This is a genomic window from Ramlibacter sp. MAHUQ-53 (genome assembly GCF_052600055.1).
Genome location: NZ_JBQWTS010000004.1, coordinates 285,065 through 303,480, shown reverse-complemented (window position 1 = coordinate 303,480; position 18,416 = coordinate 285,065). Strand labels below are relative to the sequence as shown.

Annotated in this window: 18 protein-coding genes; 14 read left to right on the top strand and 4 right to left on the bottom strand. The window is 71.3% G+C overall.

All coding sequences use genetic code 11. The features are described from left to right. The 13 genes from ACT80S_RS08870 to ACT80S_RS08810 all read left to right on the top strand — a co-directional run. Nucleotides 1-829, top strand: an 829-nt coding sequence (locus ACT80S_RS08870) for a Tim44 domain-containing protein (RefSeq protein ID WP_377415237.1), incomplete at its 5' end; no start/stop codon positions are given. Between the two features lie 60 nt (nucleotides 830-889). Then, complete coding sequence (locus ACT80S_RS08865) at nucleotides 890-1,429, top strand: hypothetical protein (protein WP_377415234.1); 540 nt, start codon at nucleotides 890-892, stop codon at nucleotides 1,427-1,429. Beyond that, nucleotides 1,426-2,994 (top strand): ubiquinone biosynthesis regulatory protein kinase UbiB, encoded by a 1,569-nt coding sequence (gene ubiB, locus ACT80S_RS08860; RefSeq protein WP_377415231.1) that lies wholly within the window; start codon nucleotides 1,426-1,428, stop codon nucleotides 2,992-2,994. The genes ACT80S_RS08865 and ubiB overlap by 4 nt, the downstream gene beginning before the upstream one ends. Before the next feature lie 61 nt (nucleotides 2,995-3,055). Next, nucleotides 3,056-4,498 (top strand): sodium:solute symporter family protein, encoded by a 1,443-nt coding sequence (locus ACT80S_RS08855; RefSeq protein WP_377415229.1) that lies wholly within the window; start codon nucleotides 3,056-3,058, stop codon nucleotides 4,496-4,498. A 105-nt stretch (nucleotides 4,499-4,603) separates the two neighbouring features. Beyond that, entirely contained in the window at nucleotides 4,604-4,945 is a 342-nt protein-coding gene (locus ACT80S_RS08850) for an FmdB family zinc ribbon protein (RefSeq protein ID WP_377415226.1), read from the top strand. Nucleotides 4,946-4,961: 16 nt separating this feature from the next. Beyond that, entirely contained in the window at nucleotides 4,962-5,582 is a 621-nt protein-coding gene (locus ACT80S_RS08845) for a DUF502 domain-containing protein (RefSeq protein WP_377415224.1), read from the top strand. 30 nt (nucleotides 5,583-5,612) lie between these two features. Continuing rightward, the gene (gene aspS, locus ACT80S_RS08840) at nucleotides 5,613-7,415 is read left to right on the top strand and encodes an aspartate--tRNA ligase (RefSeq protein ID WP_377415222.1); all 1,803 of its coding nucleotides are present in this window, start codon (nucleotides 5,613-5,615) and stop codon (nucleotides 7,413-7,415) included. A gap of 124 nt (nucleotides 7,416-7,539) precedes the next feature. Further along, nucleotides 7,540-8,013 carry a dihydroneopterin triphosphate diphosphatase gene (nudB, locus tag ACT80S_RS08835; protein ID WP_377415220.1) on the top strand — a complete coding sequence of 158 codons (474 nt, stop codon included), beginning with the start codon at nucleotides 7,540-7,542 and terminating at the stop codon, nucleotides 8,011-8,013. Beyond that, nucleotides 8,010-8,750 (top strand): endonuclease/exonuclease/phosphatase family protein, encoded by a 741-nt coding sequence (locus tag ACT80S_RS08830; RefSeq protein WP_377415218.1) that lies wholly within the window; start codon nucleotides 8,010-8,012, stop codon nucleotides 8,748-8,750. Before nudB ends, ACT80S_RS08830 begins: the two co-directional genes overlap by 4 nt. Nucleotides 8,751-8,757: 7 nt before the next feature. Next, nucleotides 8,758-9,954 (top strand): cardiolipin synthase ClsB, encoded by a 1,197-nt coding sequence (gene clsB / locus ACT80S_RS08825; protein WP_377415215.1) that lies wholly within the window; start codon nucleotides 8,758-8,760, stop codon nucleotides 9,952-9,954. 73 nt (nucleotides 9,955-10,027) lie between these two features. Continuing rightward, complete coding sequence (folE, locus tag ACT80S_RS08820; protein WP_377415212.1) at nucleotides 10,028-10,756, top strand: GTP cyclohydrolase I; 729 nt, start codon at nucleotides 10,028-10,030, stop codon at nucleotides 10,754-10,756. 28 nt (nucleotides 10,757-10,784) lie between these two features. Beyond that, nucleotides 10,785-11,207: a BLUF domain-containing protein gene (locus ACT80S_RS08815; RefSeq protein WP_377415209.1), complete on the top strand. Its 423-nt coding sequence runs from the start codon at nucleotides 10,785-10,787 to the stop codon at nucleotides 11,205-11,207. A 10-nt stretch (nucleotides 11,208-11,217) separates the two neighbouring features. Beyond that, nucleotides 11,218-12,033: a DUF429 domain-containing protein gene (locus ACT80S_RS08810; RefSeq protein WP_377415207.1), complete on the top strand. Its 816-nt coding sequence runs from the start codon at nucleotides 11,218-11,220 to the stop codon at nucleotides 12,031-12,033. A gap of 25 nt (nucleotides 12,034-12,058) precedes the next feature. Here ACT80S_RS08810 and ACT80S_RS08805 read toward each other — a convergent pair whose 3' ends face one another. After that, entirely contained in the window at nucleotides 12,059-13,714 is a 1,656-nt protein-coding gene (locus ACT80S_RS08805) for a SulP family inorganic anion transporter (RefSeq protein WP_377415205.1), read from the bottom strand. 183 nt (nucleotides 13,715-13,897) lie between these two features. On the opposite strand from ACT80S_RS08805, the gene ACT80S_RS08800 reads away from it, so the two are divergent. After that, on the top strand, nucleotides 13,898-14,329 hold the full coding sequence (locus ACT80S_RS08800; RefSeq protein WP_377415203.1) for a BON domain-containing protein: 432 nt from the start codon (nucleotides 13,898-13,900) through the stop codon (nucleotides 14,327-14,329). 44 nt (nucleotides 14,330-14,373) lie between these two features. On the opposite strand, the gene ACT80S_RS08795 is transcribed toward ACT80S_RS08800, so the two are convergent. The 3 genes from ACT80S_RS08795 to ACT80S_RS08785 all read right to left on the bottom strand — a co-directional run bounded on the left by ACT80S_RS08795 (nucleotide 14,374) and on the right by ACT80S_RS08785 (nucleotide 18,409). Next, nucleotides 14,374-14,895, bottom strand: coding sequence for a hemerythrin domain-containing protein (locus ACT80S_RS08795; RefSeq protein WP_377415200.1), 522 nt, complete (start codon nucleotides 14,893-14,895; stop codon nucleotides 14,374-14,376). Next, nucleotides 14,892-17,288 carry an adenosylcobalamin-dependent ribonucleoside-diphosphate reductase gene (locus tag ACT80S_RS08790; protein WP_377415198.1) on the bottom strand — a complete coding sequence of 799 codons (2,397 nt, stop codon included), beginning with the start codon at nucleotides 17,286-17,288 and terminating at the stop codon, nucleotides 14,892-14,894. Before ACT80S_RS08790 ends, ACT80S_RS08795 begins: the two co-directional genes overlap by 4 nt. Before the next feature lie 68 nt (nucleotides 17,289-17,356). Further along, entirely contained in the window at nucleotides 17,357-18,409 is a 1,053-nt protein-coding gene (locus ACT80S_RS08785) for a zinc-binding metallopeptidase family protein (protein ID WP_377415195.1), read from the bottom strand. Between the last annotated feature and the right edge of the window lie 7 nt (nucleotides 18,410-18,416).

Here is an 18,416-nt window from a genome sequence, read left to right as displayed (position 1 = left end):
CCGCGCCGTCGCCCGGCCCGCGCCGGCCGCCGCCACCCCGCCGGCCGCCGCCGCGCCCAAGCGCCCCTGGGGCGCCATGCTCGGCGGCCTGGCCGCGGGCCTCGGCCTGGCCTGGCTGGCCCACAGCCTGGGCCTGGGCGCCGAGTTCGGCCAGTTCCTGCTGTTCGGCCTGCTGGCCCTGGTCATCATGGTGGTGATCGGCCTGGTGATGCGCTCGCGCCGCGGCGCCGCCGCCCAGGCGGCCAGCCCCTACGCCCTCCAGGGCGCCGGCGCGCCGGCGGACATGGCCAGCGCACCGCGCCAGTACAACCCCGCCAAGGTCGGCAACGACGCCTCGGCCCGCCCCTGGGAGCAGGAAGGCGCCGCCTTCGAAGCCGCCCCGGCCCCTGCCGCCGCCGGCCTGCGCATCGGCTCGGCCCTGGCCGGCTCGCCGAACTGGAGCATCCCCGCCGACTTCGACGTGGCTGGCTTCGAGGCGGCCGCCAAGCGCAACTTCATCACCCTGCAGGACGCCTGGGACCGCTCCGATGTGGCTGTCCTGCGCTCGATGATGACCGATGGCATGGTGTCCGAGATCAAGGCGCAACTCGCCGAGCGCGAGAGCCACCGCGGCACCGAGGCGAACCGCACCGACGTGGTGATGCTCGAGGCGCAACTCCTGGGCATCGAGGACCTGGGCGATGGCTACATGGCCAGCGTGGAGTTCTCCGGCATGATCCGCGAGGAGCCCTCGGCCGGCCCGAGCCCGTTCCGCGAGGTCTGGAACATGACCAAGCCGCGTGACGGCAGCGCCGGCTGGCTGGTGGCGGGCGTGCAGGCCTTGCAATAAGGCACGCGCGAAGGCCTGTGCCGGCGGAAGTGCCGGCGTCTGCTGAAATAATGGGGGGCTATGGCGACACAGTCCCCCTTCGCATTTCTGGAAGCCCTGGCCGGCAAGGCCGCCGAGGCGCTGCAGCCGCCCCCCTGGGTGGTGGAAGAATCGCAGCGCCGCCTGGTGCTGGTGCTCAATCACGTGCTGGCGCAGGAGCCCGAGGCCCAGGCCCGCCTGGCGCGGCAGAAGGGGCGGGTGGTGGAGGTCGCCTGGCGCCACTACACCCTGCGGCTGGTAACCACGCCGGCCGGCCTGTTCGACCTGGCCCCGGCCGGACGTGGCCCGGACCTCACCCTCACCCTGACCCAGGAATCCCCCTGGGACCTCACCCAGGCCGCCCTGCGCGGTGACAAGCCCGAGGTGCGAATCGCTGGCGACGTGCAGCTTGCTGCCGAAATCAACTGGCTGGTCGACCACGTGCGCTGGGATGCCGAGGAGGACCTCGCCCGCGTGCTCGGCGACGCCCAGGCCCACACCGTGTGCGAGGGAGCCCGCGCCATGGCGGAGGCGGTCCGCCGCTTCGTCGGCGCCATGCCCCGGCCGGGTGGCGGCGCATGACGCGGTACCTGCGCGGCGCCTACATCGTCTGGATCGTCCTGCGGTTCGGGCTGGACGAGCTCGCCCTGAGCAGCTTCCAGCACCCCTGGCTGCGCGCGATGACGCGGCTGGTGCGCCTGGGCCGGCGGCTGGATGCCCCCCGCGGCCAGCGCCTGCGCGAGGCGCTCGAGCGACTGGGGCCGATCTTCGTCAAGTTCGGCCAGGTGCTCTCCACCCGCCGCGACTTGCTGCCGCCCGACATCGCCGAGGAACTCGCCCGCCTGCAGGACCGCGTGCCGCCGTTCCCCAGCGCGGTGGCGGTGGCCACCATCGAGCGCGCGTTCGGCCGCAAGGTGGACGAGGTCTTCACCAGCTTCGAGCGCGAGCCGGTGGCGAGCGCCTCGATCGCGCAGGTGCACTTCGCCACCCTGCGCACCCGTGACGGCCAGTTGCGCGACGTGGCCGTGAAGGTGCTGCGTCCGGGCATGCTGCCCGTGATCGAGAAGGACCTGGACCTCATGCGCATGATGGCGGGCTGGGTCGAGCGCCTGTCCGCCGACGGCCGCCGGCTCAAGCCGCGCGAAGTGGTCGCCGAGTTCGACAAGTACCTGCACGACGAGCTGGACCTGGTGCGCGAGGCCGCCAATGCCGCCCAGCTTCGCCGCAACATGGACGGCCTGGGCCTGGTCCTGGTGCCCGAGATGTTCTGGGACTTCTGCCATCCCGAGGTGATGGTGATGGAGCGCATGGACGGTGTGCCGATCAGCCAGGTCGACCGCCTGCGCGAGGCCGGAGTGGACATCAAGCAGCTGGCGCGCGACGGCGTGACCATCTTCTTCACCCAGGTGTTCCGCGACGGCTTCTTCCACGCCGACATGCACCCGGGCAACATCCAGGTGAGCCTGGACCCGAAGACCTTCGGGCGCTACATCTCCCTGGACTTCGGGATCATCGGCACGCTCACCGAGTTCGACAAGGAATACCTGGCGCAGAACTTCACCGCCTTCTTCCGCCGTGACTACAAGCGGGTCGCCGAGCTGCACATCGAGTCGGGCTGGGTGCCGCCGCAGACGCGGGTCGACGAGCTCGAGGCCGCGATCCGCGCGGTGTGCGAGCCGTACTTCGACCGACCGCTCAAGGAGATCTCCCTGGGCATGGTGCTGATGCGCCTGTTCCAGACCTCGCGCCGCTTCCACGTGGAGATCCAGCCGCAGCTGGTGCTGCTGCAGAAGACCCTCCTGAACATCGAGGGCCTGGGCCGCCAGCTCGATCCCGACCTGGACCTGTGGACCACCGCGCGCCCCTTCCTGGAGCGCTGGATGCTGGAGCAGGTGGGGCCGCAGCGTTTCTGGAAGGAGCTCAAGGCGCAGGCGCCCCTGTACGCCAAGCTGCTGCCCGACCTGCCGCGCCTGCTGCACGACTTCCTCCAGCGGCGCGACGCCGGCCACGGCCGCCGCGAGCTGCAGGAGCTGATCTCGGAGCAGCGCCGCACCAACCGGCTGCTGCAGGCCATCGTCTTCGGCGGCCTGGGTTTCGCCCTGGGCCTGCTGGCCATGCAGGTCATCGTGCGGGTATCCCTGTTCTGAGGGGCGCTTGCGCCGCACCCCCGATAATCCCGGCCGTTCCAACCCCTGAGGATCCCTCCCCATGCTGCTGACGCTGGTCATCGTCTATCTGCTGGTCACGATCGGCATCGGCCTGTGGGCGGCCAAGCGCGTCAAGAACACCGCCGATTTCGCCATCGCCGGACGCCACCTGCCTCTGGCCATGGTGATCACCACCACCTTCGCCACCTGGTTCGGCTCCGAGACGGTGCTGGGGATCCCCGCCAAGTTCATCAACCACGGCCTGGGCGGCATCGTCGAAGACCCGTTCGGCGCCGGTACCTGCCTGATCCTGGTGGGCCTCTTCTTTGCCGGCAAGCTGTACAAGATGACGCTGCTGACGATCAGCGACTACTACCGCGAGCGCTACGGGCGGGCGGTGGAGATCACCTGCTCCCTGATCATCATCGTCAGCTACCTCGGCTGGGTGTCCGCCCAGGTCACGGCGCTCGGCCTGGTGTTCAACCTGCTGTCCGCAGGCGCCATCTCGGTGCCGGCGGGCATGGCCATCGGCGTGGTCTCCATCCTGGCCTACACCCTGTTCGGCGGCATGTGGTCGGTGGCCCTGACCGACTTCATCCAGATGATCATCCTGGTGGTGGGCCTGGCGGTGATCGCGGTCTTCGCCGGCAACCTGGCCGGCGGCGCCGACAAGGTGATCGCCTTCGCCGCGAGCAAGGACCTGTTCAAGTTCTGGCCCGAGCCCACCTTCACCGACATCGCCTTCTTCATCGCCGCGGCGGTGACCATGATGCTCGGCTCCATCCCGCAGCAGGACGTGTTCCAGCGCGTGATGTCCGCCAACAGCGAGGGCGCCGCCCGCAAGGGCGCCGTGATCGGCGGGGCCTGCTACATCCTCTTCGCCTTCGTGCCCATGTTCATTGTGGCCAGCGCGCTGCTGGTGATGCCCGAGGAGTCGGCCCGCCTGCTCGAGGTCGACCCGCAGAAGGTCATGCCCACCCTGGTGCTGCAGAAGATGCCCTTCGTGATGCAGGTGCTGTTCTTCGGCGCACTGCTGTCGGCGATCAAGTCCGCCGCTTCCGCCACCCTGCTGGCGCCCAGCGTCACGTTCACCGAGAACATCTGGCGCCAGTTCTACCCCCGCACCAGCGACCGCAACGAGCTGCGCACCATGCGCCTGACGGTGCTTGCCTTCAGCTGCCTGGTGCTGGCCTACGCGATCCGCATGCAGGGCACGTCCATCTACGAGATGGTGTCCGGCGCCTACCAGGTCACCCTGGTGGGCGCCTTCATTCCCCTGGTGTTCGGCCTGTACTGGAAGCGTGCCTCCACCCAGGGCGCGATCTTCGCCATCGTCCTGGGCCTGCTCACGTGGCTCCTGTTCCTGGCCACGCCGGCCAGCGAGGTCTTCCCGGCGCAGCTCGCCGGCCTGCTCGCCAGCCTGGCCGGCATGCTGGTGGGGTCCCTGGGGCCGCAGGCGATCCCCAACACCCACGCCTCGCACCACAAGCTCGCGGGAACCTGAGCGCCGCAAGGCCTGCACCGCGCCCCTGGGCGCGGGCGGCCCGGCCGGATCTTGGATTTCCGGGCCCCGCCTATAATTGAAGGCTTTGCACCTCCCACCCCTGCCATGCCCATCTACGCCTACAAATGCGGCTCCTGTGGCCATGCCAAGGACGTCCTGCAAAAGATCTCCGACGCGCCCCTGACCACCTGCCCCGCCTGCGGTGGCGAGTCCTTCAGCAAGCAGCTGACGGCCGCCGGCTTCCAGCTCAAGGGCTCCGGCTGGTACGTGACCGACTTCCGCGGCGGCGGTTCGAGCAGCACGCCCGCCTCGTCCTCCACGGCCGCGGCCTCCGGCCCGTCGGGCTCCTCCGACGCCAAGCCCGCCGACGCCGGCGCCTCCTCCTCGTCGTCCGACGCGCCCGTGGCGGCCGCCGGCGGCTGCGGCGGCTCCTGCGCCTGTCATTGAGGCGGGCCCCACGGTGATGCCCCGCCTTCGCAAATGGCTGTTCGCCGGCCTGCTGGTCGTCCTCCCGCTGGCCATCACCGTCTGGGTGCTGCAGTGGATCCTGGGCACCCTCGACCAGACCCTCCTGATCCTGCCCACCGCCTGGCATCCTGACCGGCTGCTGGGGATCCACATTCCCGGCCTGGGCGTGCTCCTCGCCGTGGGCATCCTGCTGCTGGTGGGCGCCGTCACCAGCAACTTCATCGGCCGCCGGCTGGTGGCCTGGGGCGACAACGTCCTCAATCGCATCCCGGTGGTGCGCTCGATCTATTCCGGCGTCAAGCAGGTCTCGGACACGCTGTTCTCCGAGAGCGGCAACGCCTTCCGTACCGCGGTGTTGATCGAGTGGCCGCGCCCGGGGGTGTGGACCATCGGCTTCGTCACCGGCTCGCCGGGCGGCGACGTCCCCAACCACCTGCCGGGCGAGTACCTGAGCGTCTACGTGCCCACCACGCCCAACCCCACGGGCGGCTACTTCGTGATGCTTCGCAAGAGCGACTGCATCGAACTGCGCATGACCGTCGACGAGGCGCTGCGCTATGTCATTTCCATGGGCGTGGTCGTGCCCTCCGCGCCCGCCCAACCCCCCATCAAGTAACGCGCCCCCGAGGCGCCGGAAGCTGTTTCCATGTCCAGTCAGAAAATGCGTACGACCTACTGCGGTCTGGTGACCGAGGCCCACCTGGGCCAGACCGTGACCCTGTGCGGCTGGGTGAACCGCCGGCGCGACCACGGCGGCGTGATCTTCGTCGACCTGCGTGACCGCGAAGGCTACGTCCAGGTGGTGTGCGACCCCGACCGCCCCGAGATGTTCAAGACGGCCGAAGGCCTGCGCAATGAGTTCTGCGTGCAGATCAAGGGCCTGGTGCGCGCCCGCCCGGAAGGCACGACCAACGACAACCTCAAGAGCGGCAAGATCGAGGTCCTGTGCCACGAGATGACGGTGCTCAATGCCTCCGTCACGCCCCCCTTCCAGCTCGACGACGAGAACCTCTCCGAGACCACGCGCCTGATGCACCGCGTGCTGGACCTGCGCCGGCCGTACATGCAGAACAACCTGATGCTGCGCTACAAGGTCACGATGGAGGTCCGCAAATTCCTGGACGCCAACGGCTTCATCGACATCGAGACGCCGATGCTGACCAAGAGCACCCCCGAAGGCGCGCGCGACTACCTCGTGCCCTCGCGCGTGCATGACGGCAACTTCTTCGCGCTGCCCCAGTCGCCCCAGCTGTTCAAGCAGCTGCTGATGGTGGCCGGCTACGACCGCTACTACCAGATCACCAAGTGCTTCCGTGACGAGGACCTGCGTGCCGACCGCCAGCCCGAGTTCACCCAGATCGACGTGGAGACCTCGTTCCTCACCGAGGAAGAGATCCGCGACATGTTCGAGGGCATGATCCGCAGCACCTTCAAGCACGCGATCGACGTGGACCTGCCGGCCTTCCCGGTGATGAAGCACGCCGACGCCATGCGCCTGTACGGCTCCGACAAGCCGGACCTGCGCGTGAAGCTGGAGTTCACCGAGCTGACCGACGTCATGAAGGACGTGGACTTCAAGGTCTTCTCCGGCCCCGCCAACCAGGCCGACGGCCGCGTGGTGGGCCTGCGCATCCCCGGCGGCAGCGACATGAGCCGCGGTGAGATCGACGGCTACACCGAGTTCGTCAAGATCTACGGCGCCAAGGGCCTGGCCTGGATCAAGGTCAACGAGGTGGCCAAGGGCCGCGACGGCCTGCAGTCCCCGATCGTCAAGAACCTGCACGACGCCGCCATCGCCTCCATCCTGGAGCGCACCGGCGCCCAGGACGGCGACCTGATCTTCTTCGGCGCCGACAAGGCCAAGGTCGTCAACGACGCCATCGGCGCGCTGCGCGTGAAGGTCGGCCACAGCGAGTTCGGCAAGGCCCATGGCCTGGTCGAGGGCCAGTGGAAGCCGCTGTGGGTGGTGGACTTCCCGATGTTCGAGTACGACGACGACGCCCAGCGCTGGAACGCCGTGCACCATCCCTTCACCTCGCCCAAGGACGGCCACGAGGACTGGCTCGAGACCGACCCGGGCCGCTGCATCGCCAAGGCCTACGACGCGGTGCTCAATGGCATCGAGCTGGGCGGCGGCTCGGTGCGTATCCACCGCGAGGACGTGCAGTCCAAGGTGTTCCGCGCGCTGAAGATCAGCGCCGAGGAGGCCCAGCTGAAGTTCGGCTTCCTGCTGGACGCCCTCCAGTACGGCGCGCCCCCGCACGGCGGCATTGCCATCGGCCTGGACCGATTCGTCATGCTGATGACGGGCGCCGAGAGCCTGCGCGACGTGATCGCCTTCCCCAAGACCCAGCGCGCCCAGTGCCTGCTGACGCAGGCCCCCGGCCCGGTCGACGAAAAGCAGCTGCGCGAGCTGCATATCCGCCTGCGCAACCCGCAGCCGGCCTGACCCGGCGGCATCGCGAGGAGGGGCGCCACGGCGCCCCTTTTTCATGGCCGGTGGCTAGAATGGCCGCGACCAGCGCGCCCTGCCACCCACCGATCCCGCATGGCGCGCGATGCACTTGCCACCGGTGTCCGAACCCCGTCCCTTCAAGATCCCCGAATCCGTCCTGGTGGTGATCCACACCCCCGCGCTGGACGTGCTGTTGATCCGCCGCGCCGACGCCGAGGGCGAGTTCTGGCAGTCCGTCACCGGCAGCAAGGACCACGCGGGCGAGGACCTGCGCGAGACCGCCTGGCGCGAGGTGCTCGAGGAGACCGGCATCGACTGCCGCCCCGGCTCGCCGCTGCACGCCGGCCTGGCGGACTGGCGCCTGGCCAACGTCTACGAGATCTACCCGCGCTGGCGCCACCGCTACGCGCCGGGCGTGAGCCGCAACACCGAGCATGTATTCGGGCTGTGCGTGCCGGCCGGCACGCCGGTCACCCTCGAGCCGCGCGAGCACACCGAGTTCCGCTGGCTGCCCTGGCGCGAGGCGGCCGACGCCTGCTTCTCGCCGTCGAATGCCGAGGCCATCCTGCTGCTGCCAGAATTCATCTCATGACCCGGCTGCTTCGCGTCGCGACCTACAACATCCACAAGGGCGTGCAGGGCCTCGGCCCGGCCCGCCGCCTGGAGATCCACAACCTGGGCCATGCCGTCGAGTCGCTGGACGCCGACATCGTCTGCCTGCAGGAGGTGCGCAAGCTGCACCGGCGCGAGGAGCAGTACTTCACCCGCTGGCCCGAACTGCCGCAGGCCGAGTTCCTCGCGCCCGACGGCTACGCCAGCGTCTACCGCACCAACGCCACCACCCGCCACGGCGAGCATGGCAACGCGCTGCTTTCGCGCTGGCCCGTGGTCACGCACGGCCACGAGGACATGTCGGACCACCGCTTCGAGCAGCGCGGCCTGCTGCACGTGGAGCTGGAGGTCCACGGGCAGCCGCTGCATGCCATCGTGGTCCACCTGGGGCTCATCGCCGGCAGCCGCCGGCGGCAGGTCGACCGGCTCGGGGACTACATCGCGCGCGAGGTGCCGGCGCACCTGCCGCTGCTGGTGGCGGGCGATTTCAACGACTGGGGCCGCAAGCTGCGCGAGCCCATGGCCGGCCTGGGCCTGGCCGACTGCTGCGACGCGCACCCCGGGCGCGTGGCCACCTACCCCTCGCGCCTTCCCCTGACCCAGCTGGACTACATCTACGCGCGCGGCCTGGCGCCGCGCGGCATCAGCGTGCCCCGGGGGCGCGCCTGGGGACGCATGTCCGACCACCTGCCGCTGATCGCGGAGTTCACGTTCTGAGGCGCTGATGCCGCTGCGCCTGCCATCGCTGCGCGCGGGCCACGAGCTGCTGCTGCTCGAGGGGAGCGCGGAGCTGTTCCCGGCGATGGTGCGGGCGATCGACGCGGCCACGCATGGCGTCTGGCTCGAGACCTACATCTTCGATTTCACCGGCAGCAGCGTCGCCGTGGCCGAGGCCCTGGAGCGCGCCGCGTGCCGGGGCGTGGCGGTGCGGGTGGTGGTCGACGGCTTCGGCACGCCGCATGTGCCCGCCGCCTGGCGCCAGCGCCTGCAGGAGGCCGGGGTGGACTGGCAGGTCTACGCCCCGGTGGGCAGCCTGGGCGTGCTGTGGCCCGGCAGCTGGCGCCGGCTGCACCGCAAGCTGTGCGTGGTGGACGACGCGGTCGCCTTCTGCGGCGGGATCAACATCCTGGACGACCTGCACGACCCCAACCACGGCACGCTCGAGGCGCCACGGCTGGACTTCTCCGTGCAGGTGAGCGGCCCGCTGGTGGCCGACGTGCGCCGCACCATCGAGCAGGTCTGGCGGCGGGTGCGCGCCGTCCACACCCTGCGCCCGCAGGCCCTGGCAGATGCCCTGAAGACCCTGCGCATGCGCCCGGCGCGGCAGTCCCGCGGGCGCGGCGGCGCGCGGGCCGCGCTGCTGCTGCGGGACAACCTCTCGCACCGCGCCCACATCGAGTCGGCCTACCTGCGCGCCATCGGCCGGGCGCAGCACGAGGTGCTGGTCGCCAATGCCTACTTCGTGCCGGGCCGGCGGCTGCGCCAGGCGCTGGTGCGCGCCGCCCGCCGCGGCGTGCGCGTGACCCTGCTGCTGCAGGGGCGCTACGAGTACTTCATGCAGTACTACGCGTCGCGGCCCGTCTATGACTCCCTGCTGCGGGCCGGCGTGGAGATCCACGAGTACTCGCCAAGCTTCCTGCATGCCAAGGTGGCGGTGGTCGACGGGCGCTGGGCCACGGTGGGCTCCTCCAACCTCGACCCGCTGAGCCTGCTGCTGGCGCGCGAGGCCAACGTGGTCGTCGAGGACCCGGAGTTCGCCACCCTGCTGCGGGAGCGGCTGCTGCAGGCGATCCGCCTGCACGGCCAGGCCACCGACCCGGTGCAGTACGCGAAACGGCCGCTGCGCCAGCGGGTCCTGGAGCGGCTGGCGCTGGGCCTGATGCGGCTGGCGCTGCTGGTGCAGGGCAAGAAGTACCTGTGACCGAGGCTTGTCTACTTTCGGCCTCGATTGGCCCTCGATGCGGGCCCGCCGGCCCCCGGTGTTAGCATCCGCCATGCTCATGAAAGCTGACCCGACCCCCAACGCTCCCGCGGCCGAGGCCGATGCCGGCATCCCCGTGTCGGTCAAGATCCGCGAACGCGTGCTGGCCGCGCGCAAGCGCTTCCACTCCAACGACAACATCGCCGAGTTCGTCGAGCCCGGCGAACTCGAGGCGCTGCTGGACGAGGTCGAGTCGAAGATGCAGGCGGTCCTGGACAGCCTGGTGATCGACACCTCCAACGACCACAACACCGCCGACACCGCGCGGCGCGTCGCCAAGATGTACGTCAACGAGGTGTTCCGCGGCCGCTACGTGAAGGCGCCGAGCATCACCGAGTTCCCGAACGCCGAGCACCTGAACGAGCTGATGATCGTCGGCCCGATCACCGTGCGCTCGGCCTGCAGCCACCACTTCTGCCCGGTGATCGGCCGCATCTGGATCGGCGTGATGCCCAACGAGCACACCAACGTGATCGGCCTGTCCAAGTACGCCCGGCTGGCGGAGTGGGTGATGGGCCGCCCCCAGATCCAGGAGGAGGCCGTGGTGCAGCTGGCCGACCTGATCATGGAGAAGACCCAGCCCGACGGCCTGGCCATCGTGATGGAGGCCAGCCACTACTGCATGGCATGGCGCGGCGTGAAGGACATGGACAGCCGCATGATCAACTCGGTCATGCGCGGCGTGTTCCTCAAGGACCCCGCCCTGCGCCGCGAATTCCTCGCGCTGATCCCCAAGTCCTGAAGCCCGCGAGTCCCCCAGGGAGCCTGACATGCTGGTCCGCCTGCTCTATTGCAGCCGCGCCGTGGACACCAGTCCCGCCGCGATCGAATCCATCCTGGCGCAGTCGCGCCAGCACAACCCCGTGACCGGCATCACGGGCATCCTCTGCTACGGCGGGGGCATCTTCCTGCAGGCGATCGAGGGCGGCCGCATGCCGGTCTCGGAGCTGTTCGGCCACATCCAGAAGGACCCGCGCCACCAGGACGTGGCCCTGCTGCACTACGAGGAAATCAGCGAGCGCCGCTTCGGCGGCTGGACGATGGGCCAGGTCAACGTGAGCAAGGTGAACCACTCCATCCTCCTCAAGTACTCGGAGCGCCCGGAGCTGGACCCGTACGCGGTCTCGGGCCGCGTCTCGCTGGCGCTGCTCGAGGACCTGATGGCCACGGCCGCCATCTGCGGCCGGGCGTGAGCCGGCGGGCATGACCCGCATCCTCCTGGGCTGCGACTTCTCCAGCAGCCCCACGCGCCGCAAGCCGATCGTGCTGGCCCTGGGCCGGCGCAGCGGCGATGTCGTCCGCCTGGACCGGCTGCAGGCCCTGCCCACGCTGGACGATTTTGCGCAGTGGCTGGCGCAGCCCGGTGACTGGGTCGGCGGCTTCGACGTTCCCTTCGGCCTGCCGCGCGAGCTGGTGGAGCACCTCGGCTGGCCCACCGACTGGGCGGGCTGCATGGCGCACTATGCCGGCCTCACCCGCGCGCAGATCCGCGAGACCTTCGCCGCGTTCTGCGATGCCCGCCCCGCCGGCGGCAAGTTCGCCCATCGCGCCTTCGACCGGCGCGCCGGCTCCAGCCCCTCGATGAAATGGGTCAACCCGCCGGTGGCCTACATGCTGCACGCCGCGGTGCCGCTGCTGCTGCAGGCCGGGGTGGACCTGCCGGGCCTGCAGCCGGGCGACCCGCGCCGCGTGGCGCTGGAGGCCTACCCGGGCCTGCTGGCGCGCGAGGTGCTGGAGCGACGCAGCTACAAGAGCGACGACGCCGCCAAGCAGACGCCCGAGCGGCTGATCGCCCGCAAGGACCTCATCGCCGCCCTGGAGACCGGCCGCACCCGCCTCGGGCTGCGCCTGAAGCTCTCGCACGCGCAGCGTGACGCGCTGGTGGACGACGCCAGCGGCGACAGCCTCGACGCCACGCTGTGCCTGGTGCAGGCGGCATGGGCCGAGCGCGAGGGGCCGCCGGCCTGGGGGCTGCCCGCGGACCTCGACCCGCTTGAGGGCTGGATCGTCACGGCCTGACGGCTTGCCGGGGGACGCCCGGGCCTCAGGGGCTGAGCCGGCCGAACGCCACCAGCGCGTCGACGTCGGTGCGGTACAGCCGCAGCAGGGGCCCGGGCTCGAGCGCGCCCGCGCGTTCGAGCATCTTCTCCACCGGCAGCTTGATGCCGCTGACATGCAGCGTGATGCCGCGACCGGTCAGGTGCCGGCGAAGCTGGCCGAACACCTCGACGCCGGTGGCGTCGATGCGGTTGATCGGCTGCGCGAACAGGCACACGTGGCGCACGTCCGGGTGCGCCGCGAGGTGCTCCATCACCGTGCGCTCCAGCGACGAGGCCGAGGCGAAGTCCAGCGCGTCGTCCATGCGCAGGGCGTAGGTCTGGGGCGCGATCGGCGCGAGCTTCCACAGGTGCCGGTCCCGCAGGCTGCCGTCCGGGTGCAGGCCGACCTCGATGATGCGCGGGTGCAGGCGCTGGTGGAGGAAGTGGACCAGGCCCAGCCCCACGCCGGTGACCACGCCCCAGTAGATGCGCGGCGCCGAGGCGAGGGTGACGGCGAAGGTGATGCCCGCGGTCACCGCCTCCACGCGGTGCAGCCGCCACAGGTTCACGAACAGGCTAGGCCGGATCAGGCCGGCGACCGCGGTGACCACGATGGCGGCCAGTACCGCGTTGGGCACATGGTGCAGCGCCGGGGTGAGGAACAGGAGCACCAGCAGCACGATGACCGTGGCGCAGACCGTCGCCCAGCCCGTGCGCGCGCCGGCATGCAGCGTGATTGCGGAGCGCGAGAACGAGGTGCTGGTGGGGAAGGCGCCGGACAGCGCGGAAACCAGCTTGCCCACGCCCTGGCCGACCAGGTCCTGGTTGGCATCCCAGCGCAGGCCTTCCTTCTGGTTCTCGATCTTGGCGCTGGCGGCCATCTCCAGCGAGCTGACCAGGGCGATCACCAGCGCCGGCGCGAGCAGGGCGAGGAGGCTGTCCCACGCCGGCAGGCCCGGCCAGTAGAAGGCCGGGAAGCCCGCCGGCAGCGTGCCGATGACGGAGCCGCCGCGGGCCGCGTACCCCGTGGCGACGCTCAGGCCGGCGCTGGCCGCCAGGACCACGAGCGCCATGGGCAGGCGCGGCGCGAGGCGTTTGGCCGCCTCGAACAGCACCACGCTGGCCAGGCCGTAGCCCAGCGCCTCGAGGTCGAAGGCCGGCGACTGCAGCAGGCTGGACAGGGGCCCCTTGAGCCCGAGCAGGGCCGGCAGCTGGGACGCCATGATCAGGACCGCCGCGGCCTGGCTGAAGCCCGCCAGCACCGGCGAACTCACGAGGTTGAGGACCCACGCCGAGCCGCTTGCGCCCACCGCCAGCTGCATGACGCCCGCCAGCAGCGCGAGCCATACCGCCAGCGCCACCCACTGCGCCGACCCCGGCGGCGCCAGGCCGACCAGCGAGGCGCCCACCAGCACGCTGGTGAGGGCCGACGGACCGACCGACAGGCGCGTCGAGCGGCTGAAGAGTACGGCGGCCAGCATCGGCAGGAAGGTGGCGTACAGGCCGGTGACCAGGGGCATGCCAGCCAGGCCGGCGTAGGCGACCGATTGCGGGATCATGACCACGGCCACGGTCAGCGCCGCGACGAGCTCGCCGCGCAGGAGCGCGGCATCGGGACGTGGCCAGCGCAGGAACGGAAACCATGGCTCGAGCTTGGGCATGGGTCCCGAGCTTAACCGCGTCGCCGGGTGCACCCGCGGCCAGGCGGCATCGCTGCCGGCGGGCAGGGCGGCGGGCCGGTCCGGTGCAGCCTTGTCCTACGCCGGCTCGGGCGCCCGGCGCCGGCGCGCGGGCCGGTGGCGTGCCTACAGTGGCCGGGTCGCAGCAACACACGGGACACTGCCATGAACCATTCCCCCCGCACGGGCCGCCTGGCGGCGGCCACCCTGGCGGCGGCGGCCCTGCTGGCCGGTTGCGGCGAGCGCGAGGAGGGGCGCACCGTCGGCCAGCAGGTCGACTCGGCCCTGGGCCGCGCCGGCGAAGCGGCGGACGATGCGCGCACCAGCGTCATGGGGGCCGGCCGCGAGGCCCGCGAGGCCGCCTCGGCGGCCGGGGCGCGGATGGAGGACGCGCAGATCACGACCCGGGTCAAGGCCGGCCTGTCCGCCGACAAGGACCTGTCGGCCCTGCGCATCGATGTCGACACGCGCGAGGGCGTCGTCACCCTGTCGGGGTCGGCGCCGACGGCGGCGGCGCGGGCCCGCGCCGGCGAGATCGCCCGCAACGTCAGGGACGTGCGGTCGGTGAACAACCAGCTGCAGGTCAGGGCGGGCTGAGGCCCGCGGCGTGGCGGCCCTGCCGGCCCGGGTGGGCCGGCGGCTCAGCGCACGCCGCGCCGCTGCATCATGTCCTGGCCCATGGCGGCGAGGGCTGCCGCGTCCAGCCGCTCGCGGGCGGCCGGGTAGGCCACGCGGTCCTCCGCGACGATGTGGTCGGCGTACAGCGCCGCGAAGGCCTCCAGCGATGCGCCCTGGGCGGCGTCCAGCGTGGCGAGGGTCCCGCCGGCGAGCCCGGCGAGGACCTCGCGGGCATGGGCCCAGTCGGCCTCCATCCGCGCGTGGTCCTGCTGCAGCTGCCGCACCACGGCGGCGAGTTCCGGGTCGCCGGCGGCCAGCAGGGGCGGGAAGACATGGCGCTCCTCGTCCAGGTGGTGCTGGGGCGCGGCGAGGTCGAAGTAGCGCATGACGTCGCGCGCCGCCTGCCGGGCCTGCGCGTCGGCCCCGTGCGCGGCGACATGGGCGCGCAGGCGCTCGAGCAGGCGCAGCATGCGCTGCACGCGCTCATGGCACGCGTCCAGCATCTCGAAGGGTTGCTCGAACGCGGCGGAGGGCGACAGCGTCATCCGCAGCTGCCCAGGTGGCCGCACTGGCTGCACCAGTCGCAGCCGTCCTTGCGGATCATGGCGTGGGCGCCGCACTCGGGGCACTTGCGTCCGGCGATCACGCCGTCCTGCGCGCCGGGGGCGGGCGCCGCGTCCGGCGTGGCCAGCGAGGGCACGGCCTGGCCGTTGCGGTGGGCGATGATGTTCTGCACCGCCCAGGCGATGGCGGCCACCTCGGAGTCGTGCCACAGCGGCACCTGGGCGCCGTCGGCGCGGGTGTAGGTGCCCAGGCGCACCGGTCCGCGGTCCCAGGCGACCTTGCGCATGTCGGCCAGCGCCCGGTCCAGGAAGCCGCCGCGCGCGGCCAGCGAGAGCAGGCGCATGCTGGCGGTGATCCACTGCTGCGATTCGCCGCTCTGGCCCACCGGCATGAAGAACTCGATGGCGCGCTCGCGGCCATCGCCCACCGGCAGGAAGGACACCACGATGTACAGCGTCTGTCGGCCCTGCTGGGTCCAGTACTCGACCTTCTCGGCCACCGCGGGCAGGGCGCCGCGCGGGCGGCTGCCGATCATGCTGCGCATCGGGTCCGGGCCCTCGTCGGCCGCGGCGGGCTTGGAGGCGGCGGCCGGCGCGTCGGTGGTGAGCACCGCGCCCAGGATGTCATTGGGACGGTAGGTGGCCAGGCCCTTCAGCCGTGCCTGCCAGGCCTGGCGGTACAGGTCCTTGAAGTCCTCGTAGGGGTAGTCGGCCGGCACGTTCACCGTCTTGGAGATGGCGGTGTCCACATAGGGCTGGACCGCGGCCATCATGGCCAGGTGCTGCGCCGCGGGCATCTCCAGCGCGGTGACGAAGCTGGCGGGCAGCGGCGCATCGGCGCCGGCGAGCGCGTGGAACAGGCGCCAGGCGTGGTCCTCGACGCGGTACTCGGAGGTGGAGCCGTCGGCCTCGCGCTTGCGGCGGGTGTAGGTCCAGGAGAAGGCCGGCTCGATGCCGTTGGAGGCGTTGTCGGCGAATGCCAGGCTCACCGTGCCGGTGGGCGCGATCGACAGCAGGTGGCTGTTGCGGATGCCGTGCGCGCGGATCTGCGCCTTCAGGCCGTCGTCCAGGCGGCTGGCGAAGCTGCCCTCGCGCAGGTAGCCGTCGGCGTCGAAGGCGGGGAAGGCACCCTTCTCGCGCGCCAGCTCGATCGAGGCCGCATAGGCCGCGTCGCGCAGGCTGCGCGCGATGCGCACCGCCATGTCGCGGCCCTCCTCGGCGTCATAGCGCACGCCCAGCATGGCCAGGGCATCGCCCAGGCCGGTGAAGCCCACGCCGATGCGGCGCTTGGCCATGGCCTCGTCGCGCTGCGGGTCCAGGGGCCACCAGGTGAGGTCCAGCACGTTGTCCAGGGCGCGCACCTGCACCGCGACGGCCTGGGTGAAGGCGGTGAAGTCGAAGGCCGCCAGGCCGCCCATGCCGAAGGGATTGCGCACGAAGCGCGGCAGGATGATGGGGCCGAGGTCGCAGCAGCCGTAGGAGGGCAGGGGCTGCTCGCCGCAGGGGTTGGTGGCGGCGATGGTTTCGCAGTAGCCCAGGTTGTTGTCGCGGTTGATGGTGTCGGGGAACAGGATGCCGGGTTCGGCGAAGTCGTAGGTCGACTTCATGACCTTCTCCCACAGCTCGCGGGCGCGCACCGTGCGGTAGACCCACAGGCCGTCGGCGCGCTGGTGGGCGCCCGCCTGCAGCAGGCCCGGGCCGGGGGCGGCGCGGTGCACCAGCTGCCAGTCGGCGTCGGCGTCGAGGGCGCGCATGAAGGCGTCGGTCACGGCCACCGAGACGTTGAAGTTGTTCCAGCGCCCGGGGGTGCGCTTGGCGACGATGAAGTCCTGCACGTCGGGGTGGTCGATGCGCAGCACGCCCATCTGGGCGCCGCGGCGCGAACCGGCGCTCTCGACGGTGGCGCAGGAGCGGTCGAAGACGTCGATGTAGCTGCACGGGCCCGAGGCCAGCGAGGCGGTGGCGCGCACCCGCGCGCCGGTGGGGCGGATGCGGGAGAAGTCGTAGCCGACGCCGCCGCCGCGGCGCATGGTCTCGGCGGCCTCGCGCAGCGCCTCGTAGATGCCGGGGTAGCCCTCGTCGTCCACGCCCTGGATGCAGTCGCCCACGGGCTGCACGAAGCAGTTGATCAGGGTGGCCTGCAGGTCGGTGCCGGCGGCGCTCATGATGCGGCCCGCGCCGATCGCGCCGGCTCGCAGGTTGGCCAGGAAGCGCGCCTGCCAGGTCTCGCGCAGCGGCTCGGCCTCGACGCTGGCCAGGGCGCGGGCCACGCGCTCGAAGACTTCCTGCTCGCCCTTCTCGTCCCCCTTGCAGTACTTCTCTCGCAGCACGTCCTCGCTGATCGGTTGAGGGGGCAGTGCTGCGTCGCGCTTCATGGGGGCTCCGGTCAGTGAAAAGTGATTAGGGTTTCCATTGAGCCATCGCCCGGCCGGATTGAACAGGATTAATTCCGGCAGGCGATGAGGTTGTGGGCAAATCGCAGCTTGACAAGCGCGCCGGGACTGAGTGCGAACGGGTAGGCGTCCTCCTGGCCGAGGCTGCGGTTCAGGCTGTTCACCAGGAGCGTGAGCGGGACCCAGGCGGCCACCAGGGCGTCGAAGTCGACGGGGCCGGCCTCGAACGGGTCCGGCGCCGGGTCGTCCGCGGCGTCGGCACCGGGCACCGAGACGCGGGTCGCGAAGGAGGCGGCCGTCTCCAGCAGGTCCACCATGTGCAGGTAGTGTGCCCAGGTCTCGGCCCAGTCCTCCCAGGGGTGGGCGGTGGCGTAGGCGCTGACGAAGCCCTGCGGCCAGTCGGCCGGCGCGCCGCGGGCATGGTGCCGCGCCAGGGCCTGGCCGTAGTCGGCGCGCTCGTCGCCGAAGGCGCGGCGGAACGCGTCATGGCGGCCGGCCTGATCGACCAGACGGTCCCAGAAGTAGTGGCCCGACTCGTGCCGCAGGTGGCCCAGCAGCGTGCGGTAGGCCTCGTGCAGCGCGACGCGCCGGCGCATGCGCTCGGCGTCGTCGGCCTCCGCCACGTTGAGCGTGATCACGCCGCCGGCGTGGCCGGTGAGGACCGGCTCGCCCGGCAGGTCCTGCTTGAACTCGTAGGCCGGCCCGTCCGCCTGCCCGCCCGGCGGCTCGGTGGCCACCAGGCGCAGGCGCGCCAGCGTGAAGAACAGCCGGCGCTTGGCGGCCTCGATGCGCTGCCAGCGCTCGAGGTTGGCCGAGTCCGCGAGGTCCGGCAACACCCGGGTCTGCCGGCACGACACGCACAGCGGGTTGGGGTCCTCCTGCGGTACCGCGAAGTTGCAGGCCCGCGTGCCCTCGCGGTGGAGGCAGTGGCGCCAGCGGCGGCCGTCGCGCCGGTGCCACAGGCCCGGCGCATCGCCTGCCGGCTCGATGGCGCACAGCTCCATGCGCCCGGGCAGGAAGGCGAGCGTGCTGCCGCACTGCAGGCACTGCGTGTTCTCGAAGTACAGCGCGTTGCCGCAGTGGTCGCAGCGGAAGATGCGCATGCGCCGG